Source organism: Streptomyces sp. STR69 (assembly GCF_024519455.1).
Taxonomy (GTDB): Bacteria; Actinomycetota; Actinomycetes; order Streptomycetales; family Streptomycetaceae; genus Streptomyces.
Genome location: NZ_JALJRY010000009.1, coordinates 193448 through 217067, shown reverse-complemented (window position 1 = coordinate 217067; position 23620 = coordinate 193448). Strand labels below are relative to the sequence as shown.

At 69.8% G+C, this 23620-nt stretch carries 23 protein-coding genes, 1 pseudogene and 1 riboswitch; of the genes and pseudogenes, 9 read left to right on the top strand and 15 right to left on the bottom strand.

The features are described 5' to 3' along the window. Positions 1-129 (bottom strand): annotated as a pseudogene (locus OC490_RS19110) (sortase-dependent protein); the annotation flags it as partial. A gap of 181 nt (positions 130-310) precedes the next feature. Further along, positions 311-670, bottom strand: a complete 360-nt coding sequence (locus OC490_RS19105) for a nuclear transport factor 2 family protein (protein ID WP_262059155.1) — start codon at positions 668-670, stop codon at positions 311-313. Between the two features lie 93 nt (positions 671-763). Here OC490_RS19105 and OC490_RS19100 point away from each other — a divergent pair, with 93 nt between their 5' ends. Beyond that, positions 764-994, top strand: a complete 231-nt coding sequence (locus tag OC490_RS19100; RefSeq protein ID WP_262059154.1) for a hypothetical protein — start codon at positions 764-766, stop codon at positions 992-994. A 90-nt stretch (positions 995-1084) separates the two neighbouring features. Here OC490_RS19100 and OC490_RS19095 read toward each other — a convergent pair whose 3' ends face one another. The 3 genes from OC490_RS19095 to OC490_RS19085 all read right to left on the bottom strand — a co-directional run bounded on the left by OC490_RS19095 (position 1085) and on the right by OC490_RS19085 (position 4357). Beyond that, positions 1085-2275, bottom strand: a complete 1191-nt coding sequence (locus OC490_RS19095; protein WP_262059153.1) for an extracellular solute-binding protein — start codon at positions 2273-2275, stop codon at positions 1085-1087. Between the two features lie 109 nt (positions 2276-2384). Continuing rightward, complete coding sequence (locus OC490_RS19090; protein WP_262059152.1) at positions 2385-3668, bottom strand: sensor histidine kinase; 1284 nt, start codon at positions 3666-3668, stop codon at positions 2385-2387. A 32-nt stretch (positions 3669-3700) separates the two neighbouring features. After that, the gene (locus tag OC490_RS19085; RefSeq protein WP_262059151.1) at positions 3701-4357 is read right to left on the bottom strand and encodes a response regulator transcription factor; all 657 of its coding nucleotides are present in this window, start codon (positions 4355-4357) and stop codon (positions 3701-3703) included. 121 nt (positions 4358-4478) lie between these two features. On the opposite strand from OC490_RS19085, the gene OC490_RS19080 reads away from it, so the two are divergent. After that, positions 4479-5060, top strand: coding sequence for a hypothetical protein (locus tag OC490_RS19080; RefSeq protein WP_262059150.1), 582 nt, complete (start codon positions 4479-4481; stop codon positions 5058-5060). Positions 5061-5147: 87 nt separating this feature from the next. On the opposite strand, the gene OC490_RS19075 is transcribed toward OC490_RS19080, so the two are convergent. After that, the gene (locus OC490_RS19075; RefSeq protein ID WP_262059149.1) at positions 5148-6587 is read right to left on the bottom strand and encodes a gamma-aminobutyraldehyde dehydrogenase; all 1440 of its coding nucleotides are present in this window, start codon (positions 6585-6587) and stop codon (positions 5148-5150) included. Positions 6588-6752: 165 nt separating this feature from the next. On the opposite strand from OC490_RS19075, the gene OC490_RS19070 reads away from it, so the two are divergent. The 7 genes from OC490_RS19070 (at position 6753) to OC490_RS19040 (ending at position 13399) form a co-directional block, all read left to right on the top strand. Then, positions 6753-7268, top strand: coding sequence for an Lrp/AsnC family transcriptional regulator (locus OC490_RS19070; RefSeq protein WP_262059148.1), 516 nt, complete (start codon positions 6753-6755; stop codon positions 7266-7268). After that, on the top strand, positions 7253-8632 hold the full coding sequence (locus tag OC490_RS19065; protein ID WP_262059147.1) for an aspartate aminotransferase family protein: 1380 nt from the start codon (positions 7253-7255) through the stop codon (positions 8630-8632). The genes OC490_RS19070 and OC490_RS19065 overlap by 16 nt, the downstream gene beginning before the upstream one ends. Positions 8633-8838: 206 nt before the next feature. Continuing rightward, on the top strand, positions 8839-9579 hold the full coding sequence (locus OC490_RS19060) for an ABC transporter ATP-binding protein (RefSeq protein ID WP_262059146.1): 741 nt from the start codon (positions 8839-8841) through the stop codon (positions 9577-9579). Further along, positions 9561-10937: a hypothetical protein gene (locus tag OC490_RS19055; RefSeq protein WP_262059145.1), complete on the top strand. Its 1377-nt coding sequence runs from the start codon at positions 9561-9563 to the stop codon at positions 10935-10937. Before OC490_RS19060 ends, OC490_RS19055 begins: the two co-directional genes overlap by 19 nt. 63 nt (positions 10938-11000) lie before the next feature. Further along, positions 11001-11408, top strand: coding sequence for a VOC family protein (locus tag OC490_RS19050; RefSeq protein WP_262059144.1), 408 nt, complete (start codon positions 11001-11003; stop codon positions 11406-11408). Positions 11409-11433: 25 nt separating this feature from the next. Continuing rightward, positions 11434-12555: an LOG family protein gene (locus OC490_RS19045; protein ID WP_262059143.1), complete on the top strand. Its 1122-nt coding sequence runs from the start codon at positions 11434-11436 to the stop codon at positions 12553-12555. 160 nt (positions 12556-12715) lie between these two features. Then, positions 12716-13399: an LAETG motif-containing sortase-dependent surface protein gene (locus tag OC490_RS19040; RefSeq protein ID WP_262059142.1), complete on the top strand. Its 684-nt coding sequence runs from the start codon at positions 12716-12718 to the stop codon at positions 13397-13399. A 75-nt stretch (positions 13400-13474) separates the two neighbouring features. On the opposite strand, the gene OC490_RS19035 is transcribed toward OC490_RS19040, so the two are convergent. The 9 genes from OC490_RS19035 to rpsB all read right to left on the bottom strand — a co-directional run bounded on the left by OC490_RS19035 (position 13475) and on the right by rpsB (position 23391). Beyond that, the gene (locus tag OC490_RS19035) at positions 13475-14497 is read right to left on the bottom strand and encodes an ABC transporter ATP-binding protein (protein WP_262059141.1); all 1023 of its coding nucleotides are present in this window, start codon (positions 14495-14497) and stop codon (positions 13475-13477) included. Beyond that, positions 14498-16099 (bottom strand): ABC transporter permease, encoded by a 1602-nt coding sequence (locus OC490_RS19030; RefSeq protein WP_262059140.1) that lies wholly within the window; start codon positions 16097-16099, stop codon positions 14498-14500. Between the two features lie 44 nt (positions 16100-16143). Then, positions 16144-17223, bottom strand: coding sequence for a thiamine ABC transporter substrate binding subunit (locus OC490_RS19025; RefSeq protein WP_262059139.1), 1080 nt, complete (start codon positions 17221-17223; stop codon positions 16144-16146). Then, positions 17220-17326, bottom strand: a riboswitch (TPP riboswitch). Its footprint overlaps the gene before it by 4 nt. A 31-nt stretch (positions 17327-17357) precedes the next feature. Then, positions 17358-18464, bottom strand: coding sequence for a 23S rRNA (adenine(2503)-C(2))-methyltransferase RlmN (gene rlmN / locus OC490_RS19020; RefSeq protein ID WP_200685074.1), 1107 nt, complete (start codon positions 18462-18464; stop codon positions 17358-17360). A 100-nt stretch (positions 18465-18564) separates the two neighbouring features. Next, a complete protein-coding gene (locus OC490_RS19015; protein WP_262059138.1) occupies positions 18565-19755 on the bottom strand; it encodes a phosphatidate cytidylyltransferase in 1191 nt (396 codons plus the stop codon). Then, on the bottom strand, positions 19755-20312 hold the full coding sequence (gene frr / locus OC490_RS19010; RefSeq protein WP_127829926.1) for a ribosome recycling factor: 558 nt from the start codon (positions 20310-20312) through the stop codon (positions 19755-19757). Before frr ends, OC490_RS19015 begins: the two co-directional genes overlap by 1 nt. 124 nt (positions 20313-20436) lie before the next feature. Beyond that, positions 20437-21195 (bottom strand): UMP kinase, encoded by a 759-nt coding sequence (pyrH, locus tag OC490_RS19005; RefSeq protein WP_200685070.1) that lies wholly within the window; start codon positions 21193-21195, stop codon positions 20437-20439. Between the two features lie 204 nt (positions 21196-21399). Then, positions 21400-22236 (bottom strand): translation elongation factor Ts, encoded by an 837-nt coding sequence (gene tsf / locus OC490_RS19000; RefSeq protein ID WP_262059137.1) that lies wholly within the window; start codon positions 22234-22236, stop codon positions 21400-21402. A gap of 195 nt (positions 22237-22431) precedes the next feature. Continuing rightward, complete coding sequence (gene rpsB, locus OC490_RS18995) at positions 22432-23391, bottom strand: 30S ribosomal protein S2 (protein ID WP_262059136.1); 960 nt, start codon at positions 23389-23391, stop codon at positions 22432-22434. Positions 23392-23620: the final 229 nt, after the last annotated feature.

Below are 23620 nucleotides of genomic sequence, written 5' to 3'. Positions count from 1 at the left end.
CACCGGGGACGGTGCGGCGGTCGCGGCGCGGGTGGGTGACGCGGATGCCCCGTCGGCGAACGCGGGCACGGTGCTCGCCAGTACGGCGCCGCACGCGAGTGCCATGGCGCTGAGGACAGTTCGGCGCATGAATCGCTCTCTCTCGTCGGCCGGCCCGCCGGGTCCGCCGGTGGTGCACCGGCGGGGCGGGTCACGGATCGAGCGGAGAGACGAGGCAGCGGGTGGGCGGGTTGTAAAGAGCGGGCAAAGTCCTGAAGTCGTACGGGACTTCGCCGACCGTCCCGCGCCGCACCGCACCGCGCGTCGTGGCTCAGGCGAAGAGCGGGGCCAGGTCGGTGTAGACGCGGAAGTCGTCGATGAGGCCGGTCTCGTCGACGTGCCACATGGTGACGGCGGGGACGGTGACGGTGTCGCCGGTCAGCCGGAAGTAGTCGACCGTCTCCTCGACGATGGCGTCGGCCCCGGTGTACCACTCACGGACGACGTTGTGGCGCAGCCCCTTGATGGTGCTGAAGAAGCCGCCGATGCCGGCCGCTATCTCCTCCGGGCCGGTCATCGGCGCGGCGTTCCCGAAGCGCATCCGGCCCCGTAAGGCGAACAGGCGGCTGAAGCCGACGGCGTCGGTCCCGTCGACCAGGGCGAAGACCCTGGCGGCGAATTCTGTGGGCATGGCGGGCTCCCTCAAGTCGAGACTCCGGTGACGGCACCGGCGGCCCGGTCCCTTCGTACGGCGTCGAGCCTAGTCGGGGCCGGGGCAAGGGAGTTGAGCGCTTCACGCGAGGCTGGCCGCTTCGGTGGACGGGGTGCCGCGGGGGACGGTGGCGACCTGGCTGGGCTCGCCGCGACGGCGGGCTCGGCGCTCGCGCTCCGGTCGGCGGTGGCGCTGGGGACCGGGGTCGGCACCCGGGTGGCGCTCGGCACCGGGGACGGTGCGGCGGTCGCGGCGCGGGTGGGTGACGCGGATGCCCCGTCGGCGAACGCGGGCACGAAGTAGTGGGATGTCGCCGGCGACATCCCGGGGTCGTGGCGGCCGGTGACTGGGCAGAGGTCACCCGCAGGGCACGCGACTTTCGGGCGCGGCCCCCTACAACCCCACGATCTTGTTCCACTCCTTCGCGAACTCCACCCGTTCCGTCGACGTGATGTCGCGGGCGATGGCGAGGTGCTTGCGCATGGTCGCGTCCGGGAAGATCAGGGGGTTTTCGGCGAGGGCCGCGGTGTCCTTGTCCTTGGAGCCCGCCAGGACGTCCTGGGCGGCGGGGACGGGGCAGACGTAGTTGACCCAGGCGGCGAGTTCGGCGGCGACCTCGGGGTCGTAGTAGTAGTCGATCAGTTTTTCGGCGTTGGTCTTGTGGCGGGCCAGGTCGGGGATCATCAGGGAGTCCGCCCAGAGTTCGGCGCCCTCCTCGGGGACGACGAAGCGGATGTCCGGGTTGTCGGCCTGGAGCTGGATCACGTCGCCGGAGTACGCCTGACAGGCCAGGACGTCACCGCTGACCAGGTCCTTGGTGTAGTCGTTGCCGGTGAAGCGGCGGATCTGCTTCCTGCTGATCTGGGTCTGGACCTGGTCGCACACCTTGTGGAAGTCCGCGGCGGTCCACTTGGTGATGTCGACGCCGTTGCCCTGCATCAGCAGCGCGAACGCCTCGTCGAGCCCGGAGAGCAGGGTGACCCGGCCCTTCAGGTCGCTCGCCCACAGGTCGGAGACGTGCCGGATCTCGCGGCCGAGCTTGCGGTGGTTGTACGCGATGCCGGTGATGCCCGACTGCCACGGCACCGTGTAGCGGCGGCCCGGGTCGAAGGCCGGCGAACTGAGTTGCGGGTCCAGGTACTTCGCCACATTCGGCTGCGCGGCCCGGTCCATCCGCTGGACCCAGCCGAGGCGGACGAACCGCGCGCACATCCAGTCGCTCATGACGATCAGGTCGCGGCCGGTCTGCTGGTGGTTCATGAGAGCCGGGCTGATCTTGCCGAAGAACTCGTCGTTGTCGTTGATCTCCTCGATGTAGTCGACGGAGATCCCGGTGCGCTTCTCGAAGGCGTCCAGCGTGGGCCGCTTCGTCTCGTCGTTGTCATCGGTGTCGATGTACAACGGCCAGTTCGCCCAGGTCAGCCGCTTGTCGGTGGCGGACAGATCGGCACCGGCACGGTCACCCGCCTTCACATAGGCGGCGGGCACACCGCACCCGGCAAGGGCGCCGAGCGCGGCGGTACCGCCAAGCGCGCGCAGCAGCGAGCGGCGGGAGGGCGAGTACGGCTTCGGAGTCCTGGGCACCCGCGCAGCATGACCCGCCGACCCGTGTCCGATCAATGGACGCTGCGTCCAGCGGGTCCCCGCGGACCCGACACCTTGTCGATCGGTTGTCCGTGAAGTAACCGCCAGTTCACACGACAGGCGCGGAATGCGAGATCCCGGCCGCCGCGACGTCCGGGATCCGGTGCTCCGCCGGGGCGTACGGCGGCAGGCTCACCTCCACCACAAGGCCGCCCTGCGGACGGGTCCGCGCCCGCACCCGTCCGCCGTGCGCGGCGACGACCGCCGCCACGATGGACATGCCGAGGCCGAGGCCGTCCCGCTTTCCGACCCGCTCCGCGCCGAGTCGGCGGAACGGCTGGAACAGTCCCGCGGCCTGGTCGGCCGGAATCACCGGCCCGCTGTTCTCGATCCGCAGCCCGGGCCGCCCCCGCGCATCGACCCCCGTCCACACGCTCACCCAACTCCCCTCCCCCGTTGGGAGGTTGTGCCGTACGGCGTTGTCGGTCAGGTTGACGACCAGCCGCTCGACGAGCTGCGGATCACCGAGGACGGGAGCGGATTCGAGTCGGGCCCGCACCGACAGCTCCACGCCCCGCAGCCGCTCCCCCACAACCGTCGCGAGGTCCACGAACTCCCGCGTCTCAAGCCCGCGTTGGCTGCGCGCGAGGGTCAACAGCGCGTCGATCAGACGCTCCTGCTCCTGCCCGGCCGCCCGCACCCGGGCCAGCGCGGCCCGCAGGGCCGACACCGAGGCGTCCGGGTCGGCGAGGGTGACGTCCACGATCGCCTGCTGGAGCGTGAGCGGGGTGCGCAGTTCGTGCGAGGCATTGGCGACGAACTGCTTCTGCGCCTCGAACGCGCCCTCCAGCCTTGCCAGTACGGCGTCGAAGGTGTCCGCCACCGCCTTCAACTCGTCGTCGGGACCCGACACCGCGAGCCGTTCGTGCAGGTTGTCGGCGGAGATCCGGCGCGCCGAGGCCGTCATCGTGCGCAGCGGCGACAGCACCCGACCGGCCATCAGCCAGCCCAGCGCGAGCGAGGCCACGGTCATCAGCGCGAGCGCGACGACGGCGTAGACGACCAGTTGGTGCAGTTGGTCGCTGCGGGCGGCCTCGGCGACGCGGGTGAGGGTCGGCGTGCTCAACGCGGGTGCGCCGCCGTCCAGTTGGGAGCTCTGCACGGTGGCGGTGCCGGGTCCGCCCCCGGTGGCGCGGGCGAGCAGGTACACGAAGGTCAGCAGGAGTGCGCCGGCCGCCGCGAACAGCGCGCCGTAGAGCAGGGTGAGGCGCCAGCGGACGGTACGCGGCCCGCGCGGCAGTCGCGTGGCCCACGCCCACCTCGGACGCGGTATCCGGCACGTGGCCCACGCCCACTTCGAACGCGGTACCCCGCGCGGGACCCACGCCGTCATCGCACGCGCCACCCGGCCCGGGACCCACGCCCTCATCGGATCCGGTACCCCGCCCGGTCGACCGTCTCGACCAGCGGTGGCTCCCCCAGCTTGCGGCGCAGTCTGCTGACGGTCACCTTGACGGTCTGGCTGAAGGGATCGGCGGCTTCGTCCCATGCCCGCTCCAGAAGTTCCTCGGTGGACACGACCGTCCCCTGCGCGCCGAGAAGGAGTTCGAGTACGGCGAACTCCTTGGGGCTGAGCGGCAGTTGGCAGCCGTCCCGGGTGGCTTCCCGGCGGGCCGGGTCGAGCCGGAGTTCGCCGCGCACCAGGACCGGCGGCAGCGCGGGCTGCGCACGGCGGGCCAACGCCCGTATGCGGGCCACGAGTTCGGTGAACGCGAACGGCTTGGGCAGATAGTCGTCGGCGCCGAGTCCGAGCCCGGCGACCCGGTCGGCGACGGTCCCGGACGCGGTGAGCATCAGCACCCGCGCCCGGCTGTTCCCCGCCGCGAGCGTCCGGCACACCTGGTCGCCGTGGAGTCCGGGCAGATCGCGGTCGAGCACGACGACGTCGTAGCCGTTGATCTCCGCGCGCTCCAGGGCCGTAGGACCGTCGAAGGCGAGGTCGACCGCCATGCCCTCGCGGCGCAGGCCCGCCGCCACGGTCTCGGCGAGTTCTTCGTGGTCCTCGACCACCAGCACACGCATGGCCGTCAGTGTGACGGGCGGGCGGTTACACGGGTATAAGGGCGGCCGTTCCCGTGGTGTAACCGCCCGGGCGGTTGTGTGGGCCATGTCCAGCAGCACCCGCACACCAGCAGGAGGAACCATGCGCGCTCTGGCGACCAGGCCGCAGCGGCTCGCCCTCGGGATCGCCGTACTGTCGGCCGCCGCGCTCGGCACGACGGCCGCGCAGGCGTCCGGCGCGACAACCACCGCACCCCGTACGACCGTTGTGTCCGGAGCCGAATCCGGCTCCGGAGCCGGCGTGACCACCGCGAAGGGCTCGGGCGGCACACACTTCGCGTCTCCCCGGCACGTGGCCTTCGCGGTCGCCTACCACCCGACCTCGAACGCGCCGGGCGATCTCAACACCGCGAACGGCGACTTCGCCGCGTGCATGCGGAAGCAGGGGCAGACCGTCTTCCCCGGCTTCCACGCGGCCAAGGACTCGGCGGGGCACGTCAGCCTTCAAGTGAAGGTCGGGAAGGGGGACTTCGACCCGACGACGGCCGGCTACAAGAAGGCCGTCGCCACCTGTGGGCCCATCCTGGAGAAGGCCGGCATCACCTTCCCGGACCCGGCCGACCTGCCGGCACTGCCGACCCCCGGCAAGGCAGGCAAGCCGGGCAAGCCCGGGAAGGTCACCTCCGAACTGCCCTCGCTCACCCGCGCCTTCGAGCAAGCCTGACCATCCGGAGGGGGAAACAGAGGGGGAACAGCGCGGCCCCGGACGGATCAACTCCCGTCCGGGGCCGCGCACTTGTGCCGGTGACCACTACTCGCCCAGCGACGTCATCACGTGCTTGATCCGCGTGTAGTCCTCGAAGCCGTAGGCCGAAAGGTCCTTGCCGTAGCCGGACTTCTTGAAGCCGCCGTGCGGCATCTCCGCCACCAGCGGGATGTGGGTGTTGATCCACACACAGCCGAAGTCGAGCGCCTTGGACAGCCGCATCGCGCGGGCGTGGTCCTTCGTCCAGACCGAGGAGGCCAGCGCGTAGTCGACGCCGTTGGCCCACTCGACGGCCTGGGCCTCGTCGGTGAAGGACTGGACGGTGATGACCGGTCCGAACACCTCGTTCTGGATGATCTCGTCGTCCTGCTTGAGGCCCGAGACGACGGTCGGGGCGTAGAAGTAGCCCTTCTCGCCGACCTGGTGGCCGCCGGACTCCACCTTGGCGTGCGCGGGCAGCCGCTCGATGAAGCCGGAGACCTGCTTGAGCTGGTTGGGGTTGTTCAGGGGGCCGTAGAGCACGTCCTCGTCGTCCGGCTGCCCGGTCTTCGTCTCGGCCGCCGCCTTGGCGAGCGCGGCCACGAACTCGTCGTGGATGCCCTCCTGGACCAGGACGCGCGTCGCCGCCGTACAGTCCTGCCCGGCGTTGAAGAAGCCCGCGACCGAGATGTCCTCGACGGCCTTGGCGATGTCGGTGTCCTCGAAGACGACGACCGGCGCCTTGCCGCCCAGCTCCAGGTGGACCCGCTTGAGGTCCTTGGACGCGGACTCGGCGACCGACATGCCGGCGCGCACGGAGCCGGTGATGGAGGCCATCGCCGGGGTGTGGTGCTCGACCATCAGGCGGCCGGTGTCGCGGTCGCCGGTGACGACGTTGAAGACGCCCTTGGGGAGGATCGAGCCGAGGATCTCGGCGATCAGGACGGTGGAGGCGGGGGGGGTGTCCGAGGGCTTCAACACCACTGTGTTGCCGGCGGCCAGCGCCGGGGCGAACTTCCACACCGCCATCATCATCGGGTAGTTCCACGGGGCGACCTGCGCGCAGACGCCGATCGGCTCGCGGCGGATGATGGAGGTCATGCCCTCCATGTACTCGCCCGCGCTTCGCCCCTCCAGCATCCGGGCCGCACCCGCGAAGAAGCGGATCTGGTCGACCATCGGCGGGACTTCCTCGGAGCGGGTCAGCCCGATCGGCTTGCCGGTGTTCTCCACCTCGGCCGCGATCAGTTCCTCGGCCCGCTCCTCGAACGCGTCCGCGATCTTCAGCAGGGCCCGCTGCCGCGCCGCGGGCGTCTCGTCCCGCCAGGCCGGGAACGCGGCGGCGGCAGCCGCCATCGCGGCGTCCACGTCCGCCGGTCCGGACAGCGGCGCGGTCGCGTACGCCTCCCCCGTCGCGGGATTGACCACCTCGGTGGTCCGTCCGTCGGCGGCGTCCCGGAACTCACCGTCGATGTAATTGCGCAGACGACGCAGCTCGGTGCTCACTGCCGGCCCTCCAAGTTCAGGTGTCCAATCACTGAGACACCCACCCTAATCGCCCGGCCCACGTTTTCAACACCCCTGATCGCATCAAGACTACGAAATCCGCAAGTCTCGACCACGTAAACAACGAATTTCATCGAAGCGGCCTTGCGGAACGGTCGAGACGTCGTGCACAGTGAAGCCGTGGCCAGTCGTAGCGCAGAACACAGGGACTCCCGCGAGTCCAGGAACGGGACTCCGCACCTGGATTCCGTCTCCCTCGCCATCATCGAGCAGCTCCAGGAGGACGGCCGCCGGCCGTACGCCGCGATCGGGAAGGCCGTCGGCCTCTCCGAGGCGGCCGTGCGCCAGCGCGTCCAGAAGCTGCTCGACCAGGGCGTCATGCAGATCGTCGCCGTCACGGACCCGCTCACCGTGGGCTTCCGCAGACAGGCGATGGTCGGTGTCAACGTCGAGGGCGATGTCGAGCACGTGGCGGACGCGCTGACGGCCATGCCGGAAGTGGAGTACGTGGTGATGACCGCGGGCTCGTACGACCTCCTCGCCGAGATCGTCTGCGAGGACGACGACCACCTGCTGGACGTCATCAACAAACGCATTCGGGCGCTGCCCGGGGTGCGCTCCACCGAGAGCTTCGTTTATCTGAAGCTCAAGAAGCAGACCTACATGTGGGGAACCCGATAACCGTGAGCAAGGACCTCAGCCGCACCGCGTACGACCACCTGTGGATGCACTTCACCCGCATGTCCTCGTACGAGAACGCGCCCGTTCCCACGATCGTCCGTGGTGAGGGCACCTACATCTACGACGACAAGGGCAAGCGCTACCTCGACGGTCTCGCGGGTCTGTTCGTGGTCCAGGCCGGTCACGGCCGCGCCGAGCTGGCCGAGACCGCGGCCAAGCAGGCGCAGGAGCTGGCGTTCTTCCCCATCTGGTCGTACGCCCACCCGAAGGCCATCGAGCTGGCGGAGCGTCTCGCCCACCACGCGCCCGGCGACCTGAACAAGGTCTTCTTCACCACCGGCGGCGGCGAGGCCGTCGAGACCGCCTGGAAGCTCGCCAAGCAGTACTTCAAGCTGGTCGGCAAGCCCACCAAGTACAAGGTCATCTCGCGCGCGGTCGCCTATCACGGCACCCCGCAGGGCGCCCTGTCCATCACCGGACTCCCGGCCCTCAAGGCCCCGTTCGAGCCGCTCGTCCCGGGCGCGCACAAGGTCCCGAACACCAACATCTACCGCGCCCCGCTCTTCGGCGACGACCCGGAGGCCTTCGGCCGCTGGGCCGCCGACCAGATCGAGCAGCAGATTCTCTTCGAGGGCCCGGAGACGGTCGCCGCGGTCTTCCTGGAGCCCGTGCAGAACGCCGGCGGCTGCTTCCCGCCCCCGCCCGGCTACTTCCAGCGGGTCCGCGAGATCTGCGACCAGTACGACGTGCTGCTCGTGTCCGACGAGGTCATCTGCGCCTTCGGCCGCCTGGGCACGATGTTCGCCTGCGACAAGTTCGACTACGTCCCGGACATGATCACCTGCGCCAAGGGCATGACCTCGGGCTACTCCCCGATCGGCGCCTGCATCATCTCCGACCGCCTGGCCGAGCCGTTCTACAAGGGCGACAACACCTTCCTGCACGGCTACACCTTCGGCGGCCACCCGGTCTCCGCCGCGGTCGGCCTCGCCAACCTCGACATCTTCGAGCGCGAGGGCCTCAACCAGCACGTCCTCGACAACGAGGCCAACTTCCTGCAGACCCTGCAGAAGCTGCACGATCTCCCGATCGTCGGCGACGTCCGCGGCAACGGCTTCTTCTACGGCATCGAGCTGGTCAAGGACAAGGCCACCAAGGAGACCTTCACGGACGAGGAGTCGGAGCGCGTGCTCTACGGCTTCGTCTCCAAGAAGCTCTTCGAGTACGGCCTCTACTGCCGCGCCGACGACCGAGGTGACCCGGTCATCCAGCTGTCGCCGCCGCTGATCTCCGACCAGTCGACCTTCGACGAGATCGAGGGGATCGTCCGCCAGGTGCTCACGGAGGCCTGGACGAAGCTCTGATCGTTCCGAGGTTCGGATCTTCCTTCTGGATGATCAACACCGGCCCCGGCGCCGCCGTTCGAGTGAGAAACGGCGGCCCGGGGCCGTGTGCTGTCCGGGCTCCCGTCGACCGCTCCTTAGCGTGCCAGTGACCGATCGGCCCCCTCTTCGTTCCCCCGGACGGGGGATGCGATACGGGAAAACGGATCTGAACGAGGTGTACGCGCATGGTGGCCCCGCCGGACAACGACGTGCTCTGGGCACGTGCCCTGCACTTCCAGCACCACGACGGAACGCCCGCGCTCGGCGGCGTCTCGCTGGGCGTCCGGGAGGGCGAGATCCTCGCCGTCAGCGGTCCGCGGGGCAGCGGCAAGACGACGCTGCTGCGCTGTCTCTCCGGGCTTGAGCGTCCGAACCGCGGCGAGGTCTGGTTCAACAGCGTGCCCGTGCACACCATGGGCCCGATGACCCGGGAGCGGCTGCGCCGCGACCGCTTCGGCTGGATCGACCCGGCGCCCGTGCTCGTCCCCGAGCTGAACGTCTGGGAGAACGCGGCCCTCCCCCTGATGCTGCGCGGCACCAGTCGACGCCGTGCCAAGACCGCCGCCCTGGAGTGGCTGGACCGCCTCGACATCGGCGAGCACGCCCGCAAACGCCCGCACGAACTGCGTCAGGCGGAGCGCCAGCGCGTCTCCATCGCCCGGGCGCTGGCCCCGGCGCCGACGGTCCTGTTCGCCGACGAGCCGACGGCCCCACTGCACCGCGCGGACCGCGCCCACGTCCTGCGCACGCTCACCACCGCCGCCCGCTCGCACGGCATCACGGTCGTCCTCGCGACCCACGAGGCGGAGACCGCGGCCCTCGCGGACCGCACGGTGTCGCTCCTCGACGGGCGCCGGGTGAACACGGTCCACCTTCCCCCGGTCACCGAAGCGGAAGGCCGGGCCGAGTGCTCGCTCTCCGTCTGACCCGCGGCTCGCACCCCGCCGTCCAACTGCGCCGCCTGCTGGTCGCGTTGGCCTCGGCGGGCACGGGCTTCCTCCTCCTCTGCACTCTCGGCTACGCGATGGGCCACCCCGACTCCCCCGCCGCCTCGGCCCTCCGCCTCGGCTGGTGCGCGACCCCGCTGGCCGCCACCGTCTACTTCGCGATGGCCGTCGCCCGCACCGACCCGGCGACGAGACCCCGCCCCGGCCTCTCCGCGATCGGCCTCGGCCCCAGCCGCCTGATGGCCATCTCGGCGACCACGACCGCCCTCGCCTGCACCCTCGGCTCCATGCTGGCGCTCCTCTTCTTCCTGCACCTGCGCGGCGACCTCACCGGCATGCCCTTCGACGGAGCGGCGGCGGAGTTCCTGGCCTCGGAGCAGCCCCTCCCCCTGCCCGCCGCACTGACCCTCCTCGCCCTCGTACCGGTGACCGCCTCCGTCGCGGTGGCCCTCGCCCTGCGCCCCCGCGACCTCCGCCCCGCCTCCGAGAAGGGCCCGGCGAGGTCGTACGGCCGCTTCGGCGTGCAGGGCCGCCCGCACTCCCGCGAGACCTTCGGGGCGTACGGCCGCTTCGGCGCGCAGCTGCGCGCGGGTGGCCGCAGTGGCGGGCCGGAGCCCGAGCCGGCCGAACAGCCCGCGCAGGACGAGCAGTTGGCAGCCACGAACGACACCGCATCGGCCACCGCGCCCGGCGACCACCCCGACCCCTCGCGCCCCGCGGCTCCCCGAGAGGCCCCTCGCGGGCTCCCCTGGGGCATCGCGGTACTGGCCGCCGGGCTCGCCGTGGAGGCGTACGCGAGCCGGGCGAAGGACGGCGGCGGGCTGTCGCTGCCCGGCGGTCTCGCCGACGGGCCCGCGAGTGTCCTGGCCGGCTGGGTGCTGACCGCGATCGGTCTCGCGCTGGCCGGTCCCGGGCTCACGCACCTGTGCGGCCGGCTGCTGCAGTCCGTCGGCCCCGGCGCGCTGCGGCTGCTGGCCGGGCGGGTGCTGATGGAGGAGGCGACCCGGATCGGGCGCCCGCTGGGCGTGGTGTGCGCGGTGGCGTCGGGCGGCTTCGCGATGACGGCGCTCTACGACGCGGATGCCCCGGCCTTCGGCCCGCTGACCACCCTCGGCCTGTTCCTGGTCACCGGCTGCACGGTGGCGACCCTGCTCACCGCCGCGCTGGAGGCCAAGCACGCCCGCGCCGACACCACGGCCGCGCTGCTCCGCCTCGGCGCCCCCGCCACCATGCTGCGCAGCGCTGCGGCCCTGCGTGCGGGCGCCCTGCTGGCCCTGTTCCTGCCGCTGACCCTGTTCGTGGCCGAGCTGGCGGCGCTGCCGCTGGCCGGCCGATGAGTTTCGTGTCGGCCGCCGGTCTACCCACCGAATAGCACGCACGCCCGATGGGAGACACCCCGTATGTACCAGCAGATGATCTTCGTGAACCTGGCCGTGGACGACGCCACCGCGTCGAAGAAGTTCTTCACCGAGCTCGGTTTCTCGATCAACCCCCAGTTCAGCACCGACGACACCACCTGTGTCGTGATCAGCGAGACGATCATCGCGATGCTCCTTGAGAAGAAGCGCTACAGCGACTTCACGAAGAAGGAGATCGCCGACTCGGCCAAGACCAGCGAGGTGCTGCTGTGCCTGAGCGCCGAGAGCCGCGAGAAGGTCGACGAGCTGATCAACAAGGCGGTCGCGGCGGGCGGCACCGCCAACGACGACGTCCAGGACCAGGGATTCATGTACGGCCGCTCCTTCGAGGACCTCGACAGCCACTCCTGGGAGGTCGTGTGGATGGACCCGGCGGCCGTCCAGGGCTGACCACTCGGATGCCTAGCATGGGCGCGTGCAGACGAGCCCGGCCCATGCGGCCCACCACGACGAACGCGAGATCGAGACGGTCGAGGACTTCGACGCGACCGTCTCGGCCCGCGGCACCCTCGCCGGACACCGCGTCCAGGGCGTCGATCTGACGGACCGTACGCGGGAGTTGCTCACCACGGACGCCGCGGACGCCGTCTTCCTCGGCTGCCGGATGCGCGACGAGGCGGCGGCGAAGGTCCGAGCCGACGGCGCCCTGGTCTTCCCGCCCGTCCCGCACCTCCCGTTCGACCCCTACCGCGGCCGTCTCTACACGTCGGCCGAGCTGTTCGCCTCGCTCGACAAGGGATACGAGCAGACGCCGGACGCGCTCGCGTACGCCTGGTTCCAGCGGACCAAGGCCGACGGCGATGTCTACGCGTCCATGCTGCGCTCCGTCCACGACGACTCGATCTCCGACGCCCTCGACGAACTCCTGCGCGGCGCGCGGGTGGTGGGCGTCATGGGCGGCCACGCGATGGCGCGCGGGACGGCGGCCTACGGCGGTGCCGCGCGCCTCGGCCGTGACCTGAGCCGCGCCGGATACACCGTGGCGACGGGCGGCGGGCCGGGTGCCATGGAGGCGGCGAACCTGGGCGCGTACGCGGCGCCGTACGAGGACGCCATGCTGGAGGAGGCGTGCGAACTCCTCTCGAAATCACCCTCGTTCAGCCCCTCGATCACCGACTGGGCGCAGCGCGCCTTCGAGGTCCGCACCCGCTGGCCGAAGGGCAACCACTCGATCGGCATCCCGACCTGGTTCTACGGCCACGAACCGCCGAACGCCTTCGCCTCGCACATCGCCAAGTACTTCGCCAACGCCATCCGCGAGGACGGCCTGTTGGCCCGCTCGAACGCGGGGGTGGTGTTCCTGCCGGGCGCGGCCGGGACCGTACAGGAGATCTTCGACAACGCGACGCCGAACTACTACGAGTCGCGCGGCGAGCCCACACCGATGGTTCTGGTGGACCGGGAGCACTGGACGGAGCGGCTGCCGACATGGCCGCTGCTGCGTGCACTTGCCCGGGAACGGTCGATGGAGAGCCGTATCGCCCTCGTTGACCGTATCGAGGAGGCTCCGGAGGCACTGAAACGTCTCACTCATTAAAGTGCAGGTAAAGCCAACTGCTGCACACCGCATATGCATTGACACTGCTTACGCAGCACTTATAGACCAGTGAGACTCCTGGGGGTGGTGGTGCCTCACCTCAATGCTGCCTCATCTCCCCCTAAACCCCCCGCAGTTGCACATCCCGTGAAGGGCAAACGTGTCCATATCTCGACGTTCCGTACGCATCCTCGGTGTCGCGTCCGCCTCGGCCGCGCTCGCGCTCGGATTCGCGGGCAACGCGCTCGCCTGTGAAATCGGCGACTTCTCCGCCTCGGCCAGCTGCGACGGCTCCAACGGTGTCATCACCGTCACCGACAATGACGCCTCGGGCACCGAGGCGACCATCACGGTGTTCCTGGAGAACAACGGCTCCGACGCCAAGCAGATCGGCGATGCCACGCCCGTCAAGGGCTCGGCCAAGGGCGTCACCGTCACCTTCTCCGAGGCCTGGCAGCCGAACGCCACGTACCGCGTCCACGTCAAGGCCGGCAACAAGGTCGACAAGGACATCTCGCCGAACCTGACCACCCCGTCCAAGGCCTGCGCCACGGAGTCGCCCTCCCCGACTCCGACCGAGGCTTCTCCCACCCCGTCGGAGACCCCCTCGACCCCGGCCGAGTCCGACACCCCGACCCCGTCGGCCTCGGAGAGCAGCAGCACCCCCCCCGCCACGACGACGGACAACGCGCCGTCTCCGGCGGCCGGTAGCTCGAACCTCGCCGAGACCGGTGCCAACTCCAACACCGGCATGATCGCCGGTATCGCGGGCGCGTTCGTCGTCGCGGGCGGCGGAGCCGTCTACTACGGCATGCGCCGCCGCGGTGCGACCAACGGCCGCTGATCCGACCGCTGTTGCTGTCGTGGCCCGTCCGGTTCGTGGGGACGGGCCACACGCATGTCTTCCAGCCGTCGTCTTCTAGCCGTCGAGTACGACGATCTCGGCCGCGTCGAACTCCACCCCGACCGTGTCCCCGACCTCCGGCGCCTCCCGCAGCGCACACGCCGCCTCAAGCCGCGGCGCGCCCTCCGGCTGCAGTTGTACGGCGACATGGGTGCCCCTGAAGGTGCGGGCGGCGACCGTGCAGCGCAGGCCCTCGTCGGCGGGGACCAGGCGGACGCCCGCGGGGCGTACCAGAAGCGTGCGGGCGCCCTGGGGGGCGTCGTCGGGGACCGGGACCTTGCCCCAGGGGGTGTCGGCGGCCTCTCCGGCGACCGTGGCCCCCACCACGTTGTCGAAGCCGAGGAAACGGGCCACGAACTCGTCGGCGGGGCGCTGCCAGACCTCAAGTGGCGTACCGGACTGAGCGATCCGCCCGTCCCGCATCACCACGACCCGGTCGGCCAGCGCGAACGCCTCGCCCTGGTCGTGCGTGACCGCGAGCACGGTCGTGCCCAACGCCCCGAACAGCTCCCGGAGTTCGACGACCAGCCGCTCCCGCAGTGACCGGTCGAGCTGGCCGAGCGGCTCGTCGAGCATGAGGAGCCGGGGGCGGGGCGCGAGGGCGCGGGCGAGCGCCACCCGCTGCTGCTCACCGCCGGACAGCCCCGCGACGGCACGGCGGGCGGCACCCGGGAGGCCGACGAGGTCGAGCAACTCCCCCACCTGAGCTTCCTGTTGCCGCCTCGACGCCCCGTGCATACGCGGTCCGAAGGCCACGTTGCCGGCCACGTCCCGCTGCGGGAACAGCTGATGGTCCTGGAACATCAGACCCACCCCCCGCTTGTGCGCGGGCACCCCGGCCTGGTCACGTCCGTCGAGCAACACCCGCCCGGAGTCCAGGGGTTGCAGCCCGGCCACCACCCGCAGCAGCGTGGACTTGCCGCTGCCGCTGGGCCCGAGCACACACACGATCTCGTGCTCGGCGACCCCGAGGTCCACGGCGTCGAGCACGGGCCGCCCGCCGAACCGTACGGTCGCGCTCTCAAGACCGAGCAGCATCTAGAACTCCCCCGTCCGGTCGGTGCGCAGCCGCTCAAGGACCAGCAGGGCCACCGCGCACACCACCATCAGAATCGTCGAAAGGGCCATCGCCTGGCCGTAGTTGAGATCACCGGGCCGGGACAGCAGCCGGGCCACCGCGACCGGCAGCGTCGGGTTGTCGGGCCGGGCGATGAACACGGTCGCCCCGAACTCCCCCAGCGACACCGCGAACGCGAACCCGGCGGCGATCAGCAACGCCCGCCGTACGAGGGGCAGATCGACCTCCCGCCACACCCGCCAGGGCGAGGCCCCGAGCACGGCCGCCGCCTCCCGCAGCCGCCCGTCCACCGCCCGCAGCACGGGCAGCATGGTCCGTACGACGAAGGGGACGCCGACCAGCGCCTGCGCGAGCGGCACCAGGATCCATGAACTCCGCAGATCCACCGGGGGTTTGTCGAGCGAGATCAGAAACCCGAAGCCGACGGTCACCGCCGACACCCCGAGCGGCAGCATCAGCAGCGCATCGAAGCCCCGCACCAGCCGCCCGGCGTCGCGCCGGGTCAGGGCCGCGGCGGCGAGCCCTCCGATCACCACGGCGATGGCAGTGGCGGCGACGGCGTACTCCAGCGAGTTGCCGATCGCGGCGATCGGCGGGACCAGGAAGGTGCCGCCGTCGTCGTGGGTCAGCGCCCGGTAGTAGCCGAAGTCCGGTGTGCCGAGCGACCGTTGGACCAGCACGGCGAGCGGCAGCACGAGCAGCAGCAGGACGGAGACCAGCACTCCGGCGAGCAGGAACCACTGGCCGGCTCCACGCGGGCGCCGTGCGGTCACCGCCGGGTCCACGAGCCGTAGGGCCGTCTCCCGTCGCCGTACCGTCCAGGCGTGGACGGCGAGGATCGTACCCACCGCGGCGAACTGGACGATCGTCAGCACAGCCGCCGTGGAGAGGTCGAAGATCTCGGAGGTCTGGCGGTAGATCTCCACTTCGAGGGTCGAGAAGGTCGGCCCGCCGAGGATCTGCACCACGCCGAAGGAGGTGAAGGTGAAGAGGAAGACCATCAGCGCGGCGGCGGCCACGGCGGGGGCGAGCGCGGGCAGCGTCACCTTCCGCCAGGCCCGCAGCCGGGACGCGCCGAGCATCCGCGCGGCCTCCTCCTGACGCGGGTCGAGCTGTGCCCAGAGGCCGCCCACCGTCCGTACGACGACCGCGTAGTTGAAGAAGACGTGCGCGAGCAGGATGGCCCACACGGTGGTGTCCAGCCGTACGCCCCACAGGTCGTCGAGGAGTCCGCCCCGGCCGACGAGCGCGAGGAACGCCGTACCGACGACGACCGTGGGCAGCACGAAGGGGACCGTCACGACGGCCCGCAGCACATGCCTTCCGGGGAAGTCGAAGCGCGCGAAGACATACGCGCCGGGGAGCGCGATCAGCAGCGTGAGCGCGGTCGAGGCGAGCGCCTGCCAGGTGGTGAACCACAGGACGTGCCGGATGTCGGACTGGGCCAGCACGTCCCCGATCCGGCCCAACTGCCAGACGCCGTCCGCCTTCAGGCCGCGCGCGACGATCGCGGCGACCGGGTAGGCGAAGAACACCGCGAAGAACGCGACGGGGAGGGCCATGAGGCCGAGCCGCGTCACATTCCCCGTGCGCGTCCTGCCTGGGGCTACTTCAGTACGAGCGAGGTCCACGACTTGACCCACTGGTCCCGGTTGGCGGCGATCTTCGCGGGGGCCATGGTCTCGGGGTCCGGGGCCTGGCGACCGTACTCGACGAACTCCTGCGGCACCTGGGCGCCTTCGATCACCGGGTAGACGAACATGTTGAGCGGCATGTCCTGCTGGAACTTCTTGGTGAGCAGGAAGTCGATGAAGGCCTTGCCGCCCTTGGTGTTCTTGGCGTTGCTGAGCAGTCCCGCGTACTCGGTCTGGCGGAAGCAGGTGCCGTACGACACCCCGGTGGGCGCGGTGGTCGGCTTCGGGTCGGCGTAGATGACCTCGGCGGGCGGCGAGGAGGCGTACGAGACGACGAGGGGCCGGTCACCGCCCGCCTTCTTGCCGCCCGCCGAGCCGGAGAACTCCTGGTCGTAGGCCTGCTCCCAGCCGTCGACGACCTTGACGCCGTTGGCCTGGAGCTTCTTCCAGTACGCCTGCCAACCGTCGTCCCCGAACTGGGCCGCGCTGCCCAGCAGGAAGCCGAGGCCTGGTGAGGAGGTGGCGGCGTTCTCGGTGACGAGGAGGTTCTTGTACTCGGGCTTGACGAGGTCCGCGAAGGAGGTCGGCGGGGTCAGCTTGTGCTTGCTGAAGTAGGCCTTGTCGTAGTTGACGCAGATGTCGCCGGTGTCGATGGGCGTGACCCGGTGCTTGGTCTCGTCGACGCGGTACGCGGGCTTGACGGTGGCGGAGCCCTTCGCGTCGTAGGACTGGAAGAGGCCGTTGTCGAGCGCGCGGGACAGCAGGGTGTTGTCGACGCCGAAGAAGACGTCGCCCTGGGGGTTGCCCTTGGTCAGGATCGCCTTGTTGACGGCCTGTCCGGCGTCGCCGTCCTTGAGGACCTTGACGGTGTAGCCGGACTGCTTCTCGAAGTCCTTGAGGACGCTCTTCGAGACGGCCCACGAGTCGTGGCTGACGAGGGTGACGGTCTTGTCGGATCCGGAGCCGCTGCCCTGGTCCGACCCCGACCCGCACGCGGAGAGCGTGACCAGGCCGAGGCCGACGAGCACAGCACAGTACTTCTTGGTGTTCACGGTGATGACCGAACTTCCTACCCAGAATGACCTGGGCGAGGTTCAGAGGGTCTGCGGCCCGATTGCCGCACTCTCAGCGCTGCGCGCTCCCCTGTCGGATATGAAGGTGTACGTACAGGTGGTACGGGTGAAGATTACCGCTCGGTGGCCGCGAGCTGACCGCACGCTCCGTCGATCTCCTGGCCACGGGTGTCCCGGACGGTGACCGGCACCCCGTGGGCCGCGATGGCCTCGACGAACGCCTTCTCGTCCTCGGGGCGGGAGGCCGTCCACTTGGAGCCGGGCGTCGGGTTCAGCGGGATCAGGTTGACGTGCACGGGCTTGCCCTTGAGGAGGCGGCCCAGCCGGTCACCGCGCCACGCCTGGTCGTTGATGTCACGGATCAGCGCGTACTCGATGGACAGCCGGCGCCCCGACTTCGCCGCGTACTCCCAGCCCGCGTCGAGGACCTCACGGACCTTCCACCGGGTGTTCACGGGGACCAGGGTGTCGCGCAGGTCGTCGTCGGGCGCGTGCAGCGAGATCGCGAGCCGGCACTTGAAGCCCTCGTCGGAGAACCGGTGGATCGCCGGGACCAGTCCGACCGTCGAGACGGTGATCCCGCGCTGCGAGAGGCCGAGGCCGTCCGGCTCGGGGTCGGTGAGGGCGCGGATGGACTGGACGACCCGCTTGTAGTTGGCGAGGGGCTCGCCCATGCCCATGAAGACGATGTTGGAGAGCCGGGCCGGACCGCCCGGGATCTCGCCGTCCCGCAGCGCCCGCATGCCGTCCACGATCTGGTGCACGATCTCACCGGTGGACAGATTGCGGTCCAGGCCGGCCTGACCAGTCGCACAGAACGGGCAGTTCATCCCGCAGCCCGCCTGCGAGCTGATGCACATGGTGACCCGGTCCGGGTACCGCATCAGCACCGACTCGACGAGCGTCCCGTCGAACAGCCGCCACAGCGTCTTGCGGGTGGTCTCCTGGTCGGTCGACAGATGCCGTACGACGGTCATCAGCTCGGGAAGCAGCGCTTCCTGCAGCTTGGCGCGCGAACCGGCGGGGATGTCGGTCCACTCCGCGGGGTCGTGCGCGAGGCGCGCGAAGTAGTGCTGCGAGAGCTGCTTGGCGCGAAACGGCTTCTCGCCGATCGCGGCAACGGCTTCCTTGCGCTCGGCGGGCGTGAGATCGGCAAGGTGCCGCGGCGGCTTCTGGGCTCCGCGGGGGGCGACGAATGTGAGTTCTCCGGGCTTAGGCATGGCCCTACCAGTGTCGCAGACATACGAAGAGGGACTCGCCGCCCTGTGGACAACGAGCCCCTCGTACGCAAAACCACAGGTCAGCTGGTTTTGTAGGCTCTCAGCCGGATCCGACGAACAGCACCAGCAGCAGCCACACCACCGGCGCCGTCGGCAGCAAGGAGTCCAGCCGGTCCATGATGCCGCCGTGGCCCGGCAGCAGCGTGCCCATGTCCTTGATGCCGAGGTCCCGCTTGATCATGGACTCGCCGAGGTCGCCGAGCGTGGCGCTGGCCGCGACCGCGAGGCCCAGGACGAGGCCCTGCCACCAACTGCCGTCGTCGATCAGGAACTGCATGCACAGCGCGCCCGCCACCATCGCGAAGGACACCGCCCCGAACAGGCCCTCGCGGGTCTTTCCGGGGCTGATGCGCGGAGCGAGCTTGTGTGTGCCGAAGCGCCAGCCGATGGCGTACGCCCCGGTGTCGCTGACGACGGTCAGCAGCAGGAACGTGAGGACCCGCCAGGCGCCGTCTTCGGCGGTGAGCATCAGGGCGACGAACGTGGCCAGGAACGGCACGTAGAACGCCGCGAAGACGCCCGCCGTGACGTCCTTGAGGTAGCCCTCCGGCTGTTCCGTCATCCGCCATACGAGGACGGCGAGCGCCGTGAGCGCCATGGCGACCCAGGCGCCCTCCGCACCCCGGACGTAACCGGCGACGACCATCGCCGCACCGCCGACCGCCAGGGGCACGAGGGGCGCCTTGATGCCCTTGCGCTCCTGGAGCCGCGAGGTGAGCTCCCAGAGACCGACCACGACGGCGACCGCTATCACTCCGACGAACGCGGCCTTCACCACGAAGAGGGACGCGACGATCACCACGGCGAGCCCGACCCCGACGCCTATGGCCGCACCCAGGTCCCGGCCCGCGCTCTTCTTCTGCGGGGCGGGCGCCGGTGGCGGGACGTCGGGCATGGGCTCCGGATTCTGCGGCACCGCCCCGTAGGGCTGCGCCTGCGGCGTGTCAGAGGGCTGCGTCCGCGGGTCGTACGACGGCGACTGCCGTACGTCGTACGGCGGTCGCTGCGTCTCGTCGCGGAACAAGGGGCCGCTCAGCCGAGCGGCCCCCCGGTCGTCATCCTGGTGTCCGCCGTATGCGGGCTCGTCGGGCACGATGGGCATGGGGCGAGTCTGCTGCGCCTCAGGCGCATCGTACGTGGGACCCGCCGGGGCAGCCCCCTGGACAGGCCCCTGGTCGGACGGCCCCCAGTACCCGGCTTGTGGCGGTGCCCCCCAGGAAGAGTCGTTCATCAGACCTCGAGCAGCTCCGCTTCCTTGTGCTTGAGGAGTTCGTCCACCTGGGCGACGTACTTCGCCGTGGTGTCGTCGAGCTCCTTCTCGGCGCGGCGACCCTCGTCCTCGCCGATGTCGCCGTCCTTGATCGCCTTGTCGATCGCTTCCTTGGCCTTGCGGCGGATGGAACGGATCGAGATCTTGGAGTCCTCGGCCTTGGTCTTGGCGACCTTGATGTACTCCTTGCGGCGGTCCTGCGTCAGCTCGGGGAACGTCACACGGATGATGTTGCCGTCGTTACTCGGGTTGACGCCGAGGTCCGAGTCGCGGATCGCCTGTTCGATGTTGCGCAGCGCGCTCTTGTCGAACGGGGTCACCACGGCCATGCGCGGCTCCGGCACGGAGAACGAAGCCAGCTGGTTGATCGGTGTCAGTGCGCCGTAGTAGTCGGCCACGATCTTGTTGAACATCGCCGGGTGCGCACGGCCGGTGCGGATCGCGGCGAAGTCCTCCTTGGCGACCACGACGGCCTTCTCCATCTTCTCCTCGGCTTCGAGGAGGGTCTCTTCGATCACCACTTGCTCCTGCGTGTCTTGAGTAGGCCCGGCTGCTGTGCTGTGTCGGCGGCCGGCTGCGTCGCGTCTTCTTCCTGCACGGTTCCCGACCGGCAGGACATTGTCCATCCCCCGGTCAGGGTCATCAGCCCTGGCTGCCTTGGTCACCCACAAGCGTGCCGATCTTCTCACCCTTGACGGCGCGGGCGATATTGCCCTCCGCCAGAAGCTCGAAGACCAGGATCGGAAGCTTGTTGTCGCGGCACAGGGTGATGGCGGTCATGTCCGCGACCTTGAGGTCCTGGGTGATGACCTCGCCGTAGCTGAGCGCGTCGAACTTGACCGCCTCCGAGTTCGTCTTCGGGTCGGAGTCGTAGACCCCGTCCACCCCGTTCTTGCCCATGAGCAGCGCCTCGGCGTTGATCTCCAGGGCGCGCTGGGCGGCGGTGGTGTCGGTGGAGAAGTACGGCATGCCCATACCGGCGCCGAAGATGACCACGCGGCCCTTCTCCAGGTGGCGCACGGCGCGCAGCGGGATGTACGGCTCGGCGACCTGGCCCATGGTGATGGCGGTCTGGACGCGGCTGTCGATGCCCTCCTTCTCCAGGAAGTCCTGGAGGGCGAGGCAGTTCATCACGGTGCCGAGCATGCCCATGTAGTCGGAGCGGGCCCGGTCCATGCCGCGCTGCTGGAGTTCGGCACCGCGGAAGAAGTTGCCGCCGCCGATGACGACGGCGACCTCCGCGCCGTCCCGGACGACGGCCGCGATCTCACGGGCGATCTTGTGCACCACATCGGGGTCGACGCCCAGGCCCCCGCCGCCGGAGAAGGCCTCTCCGGACAGCTTCAACATGAACCTGCCGCGTACCTTGCCGTCGTCGCTCTTCTGGGCCTTGGTGGTCATGACGTTCTCGCCTCTTTTACGTGGTCGCACATACGAAGAAGGCCACTGCCGGTGGGGTGTCTGTCGCATCCCATGCTCGGCAATGGCCTCCTCGTCAGATCTGCTGTCGTCCGCCACGCGCGCGTGCGCGACGGCGTACCGGGCCGACTGCTGACGACCCTAGCGGGATTCCGCCGGGCGCCGCGCGTCGATCGCGGTACGGACTCAGATGCCGACCTTGATGCGCGTGAAGCGCTTCAGGGTGACACCCGCCTCGTCCAGAACCTTCTGGACGGACTTCTTGGGGTCGAGCGCGTACGGCTGGCCGAGCAGCGTCGCGTCCTTGAAGAAGCCGTTGACGCGACCCTCGACGATCTTGGCGAGCGCGGCCTCGGGCTTGCCCTCGGCGCGGGTGGTCTCCTCGGCGATACGGCGCTCGGACTCGACGACCTCGGCCGGCACGTCGTCCTTGGCCAGGTACTTCGGCGCGAAGGCGGCGATGTGCTGGGCGACACCGCGGGCGACCTCGGCGTTCGGCTTGTCCAGCTCGACGAGGACACCGATCTGCGGGGGCAGGTCGGGCATCGTGCGGTGCATGTACGCGGAGACGTAGCCGTCGGCGTACTGGGCGAAGCGGTCCAGGACGATCTTCTCGCCCAGGTTCGCGTTGGCCTCGTCGACAAACGCCTGGACCGTCTTGCCGGACTCGATCTCGGACGCGAGGAGCGCCGCGATGTCGGCCGGGGAGGTCGCGGCGACGTGCTGCGCGATCTGGTTGGCGACGGACTGGAACTTCTCGCCCTTGGCGACGAAGTCCGTCTCGCACTTCAGCTCGACCAGGACACCGGAGGTGTTGTCGTCGGCGATGACGGAGACCACGGCGCCGTTCTCGGCGGAGCGGCCCTCGCGCTTGGCGACGCCCTTCTGGCCCTTGATACGGAGCGCCTCGACGGCCTTCTCGACGTTGCCGTCGGCCTCGTCCAGCGCCTTCTTGCAGTCCATCATGCCGGCGCCGGTGAGCTCACGGAGCTTCTTGACGTCGGCGGCGGTGTAGTTCGCCATGATCTGGAAATCTCTTCTCGGAGTTCGAAGTCTCGAAGTCGGCGGCGGCCGCGTGGTGAGCGGGCTCCCGCCAAAGATCTACGGGCTACGAAGATCTAGGGGCTGTGAGTGAACGGCGGGTGGCGCGGTCGGCACCACCCGCCGTCACTTCAGCTCAGCCCTTTGGCCCGGAAGGTCAGGCCGTTGGCCGGAGGGTCAGGCCTGCTCGGCGTCGGCGACCGGAGCGGCCTCGACCTCGGCCTCGGCGACCGGAGCGGCCTCGGCGGCAGGAGCCTCGACCTCGGCGGCGGGAACCTCGTCGGCCTGCTCGGCGTCGGCGACCTTCTCCGTCTCGGCGGAGGTCTGCACCTCGGCGTCGGCGGCCGGGGCCTCGTCAGCCTTCTTCTCGCCTTCGAGCAGGTCGCGCTCCCACGCGGCGAGCGGCTCGCCGGCGGCCTTGTCACCCTTGGCCTCGGCGGCGACACCGGAGCGGCTGATGAGGCCCTCGGCGACGGCGTCGGCGATCACGCGGGTGAGCAGGGTGACGGAGCGGATCGCGTCGTCGTTGCCCGGGATCTTGTAGTCGACCTCGTCGGGGTCGCAGTTCGTGTCGAGGATGGCGACGACCGGAATGTTGAGCTTCCGGGCCTCACCGACCGCGATGTGCTCCTTCTTGGTGTCCACGATCCAGACGGCGCTGGGAACCTTGGACATCTCGCGGATACCACCGAGGGTCTTCTCCAGCTTGGCCTTCTCGCGCGACAGCACGAGAAGCTCCTTCTTGGTGAGACCGGACGCGGCGACGTCCTCGAAGTCGATCTGCTCGAGCTCCTTGAGGCGCTGCAGACGCTTGTAGACGGTGGAGAAGTTGGTGAGCATGCCGCCCAGCCAGCGCTGGTTGACGTAGGGCATGCCGACGCGGGTGGCCTGCTCGGCGATGGCCTCCTGCGCCTGCTTCTTCGTGCCGACGAACATGACCGTGCCGCCGTGGGCGACGGTCTCCTTGACGAACTCGTAGGCGCGGTCGATGTACGACAGCGACTGGAGCAGGTCGATGATGTAGATGCCGTTGCGCTCCGTGAAGATGAAGCGCTTCATCTTCGGGTTCCAACGACGGGTCTGGTGACCGAAGTGGACGCCGCTTTCCAGCAGCTCCCGCATCGTGACGACGGCCATGGCCGTTCTCCTTGATTTTCTCGGTTGTGCCGCGAGCACCGGGACGGCACTCGCGCCTGACGCCCACGTGCGCGTGCCCAGAGGACCGAGGAGCGCTGACACCGGATTTCGTCTCTCGACGGAGGACCGGATGTCGGGGCGTGCGAAGTCGACCCGGTGACCCGGATCGCCAAAGGAAGTGTACGGGACCCGCGAGGTACCGGGTGACGCCGTTGTCCACAAGCACCCG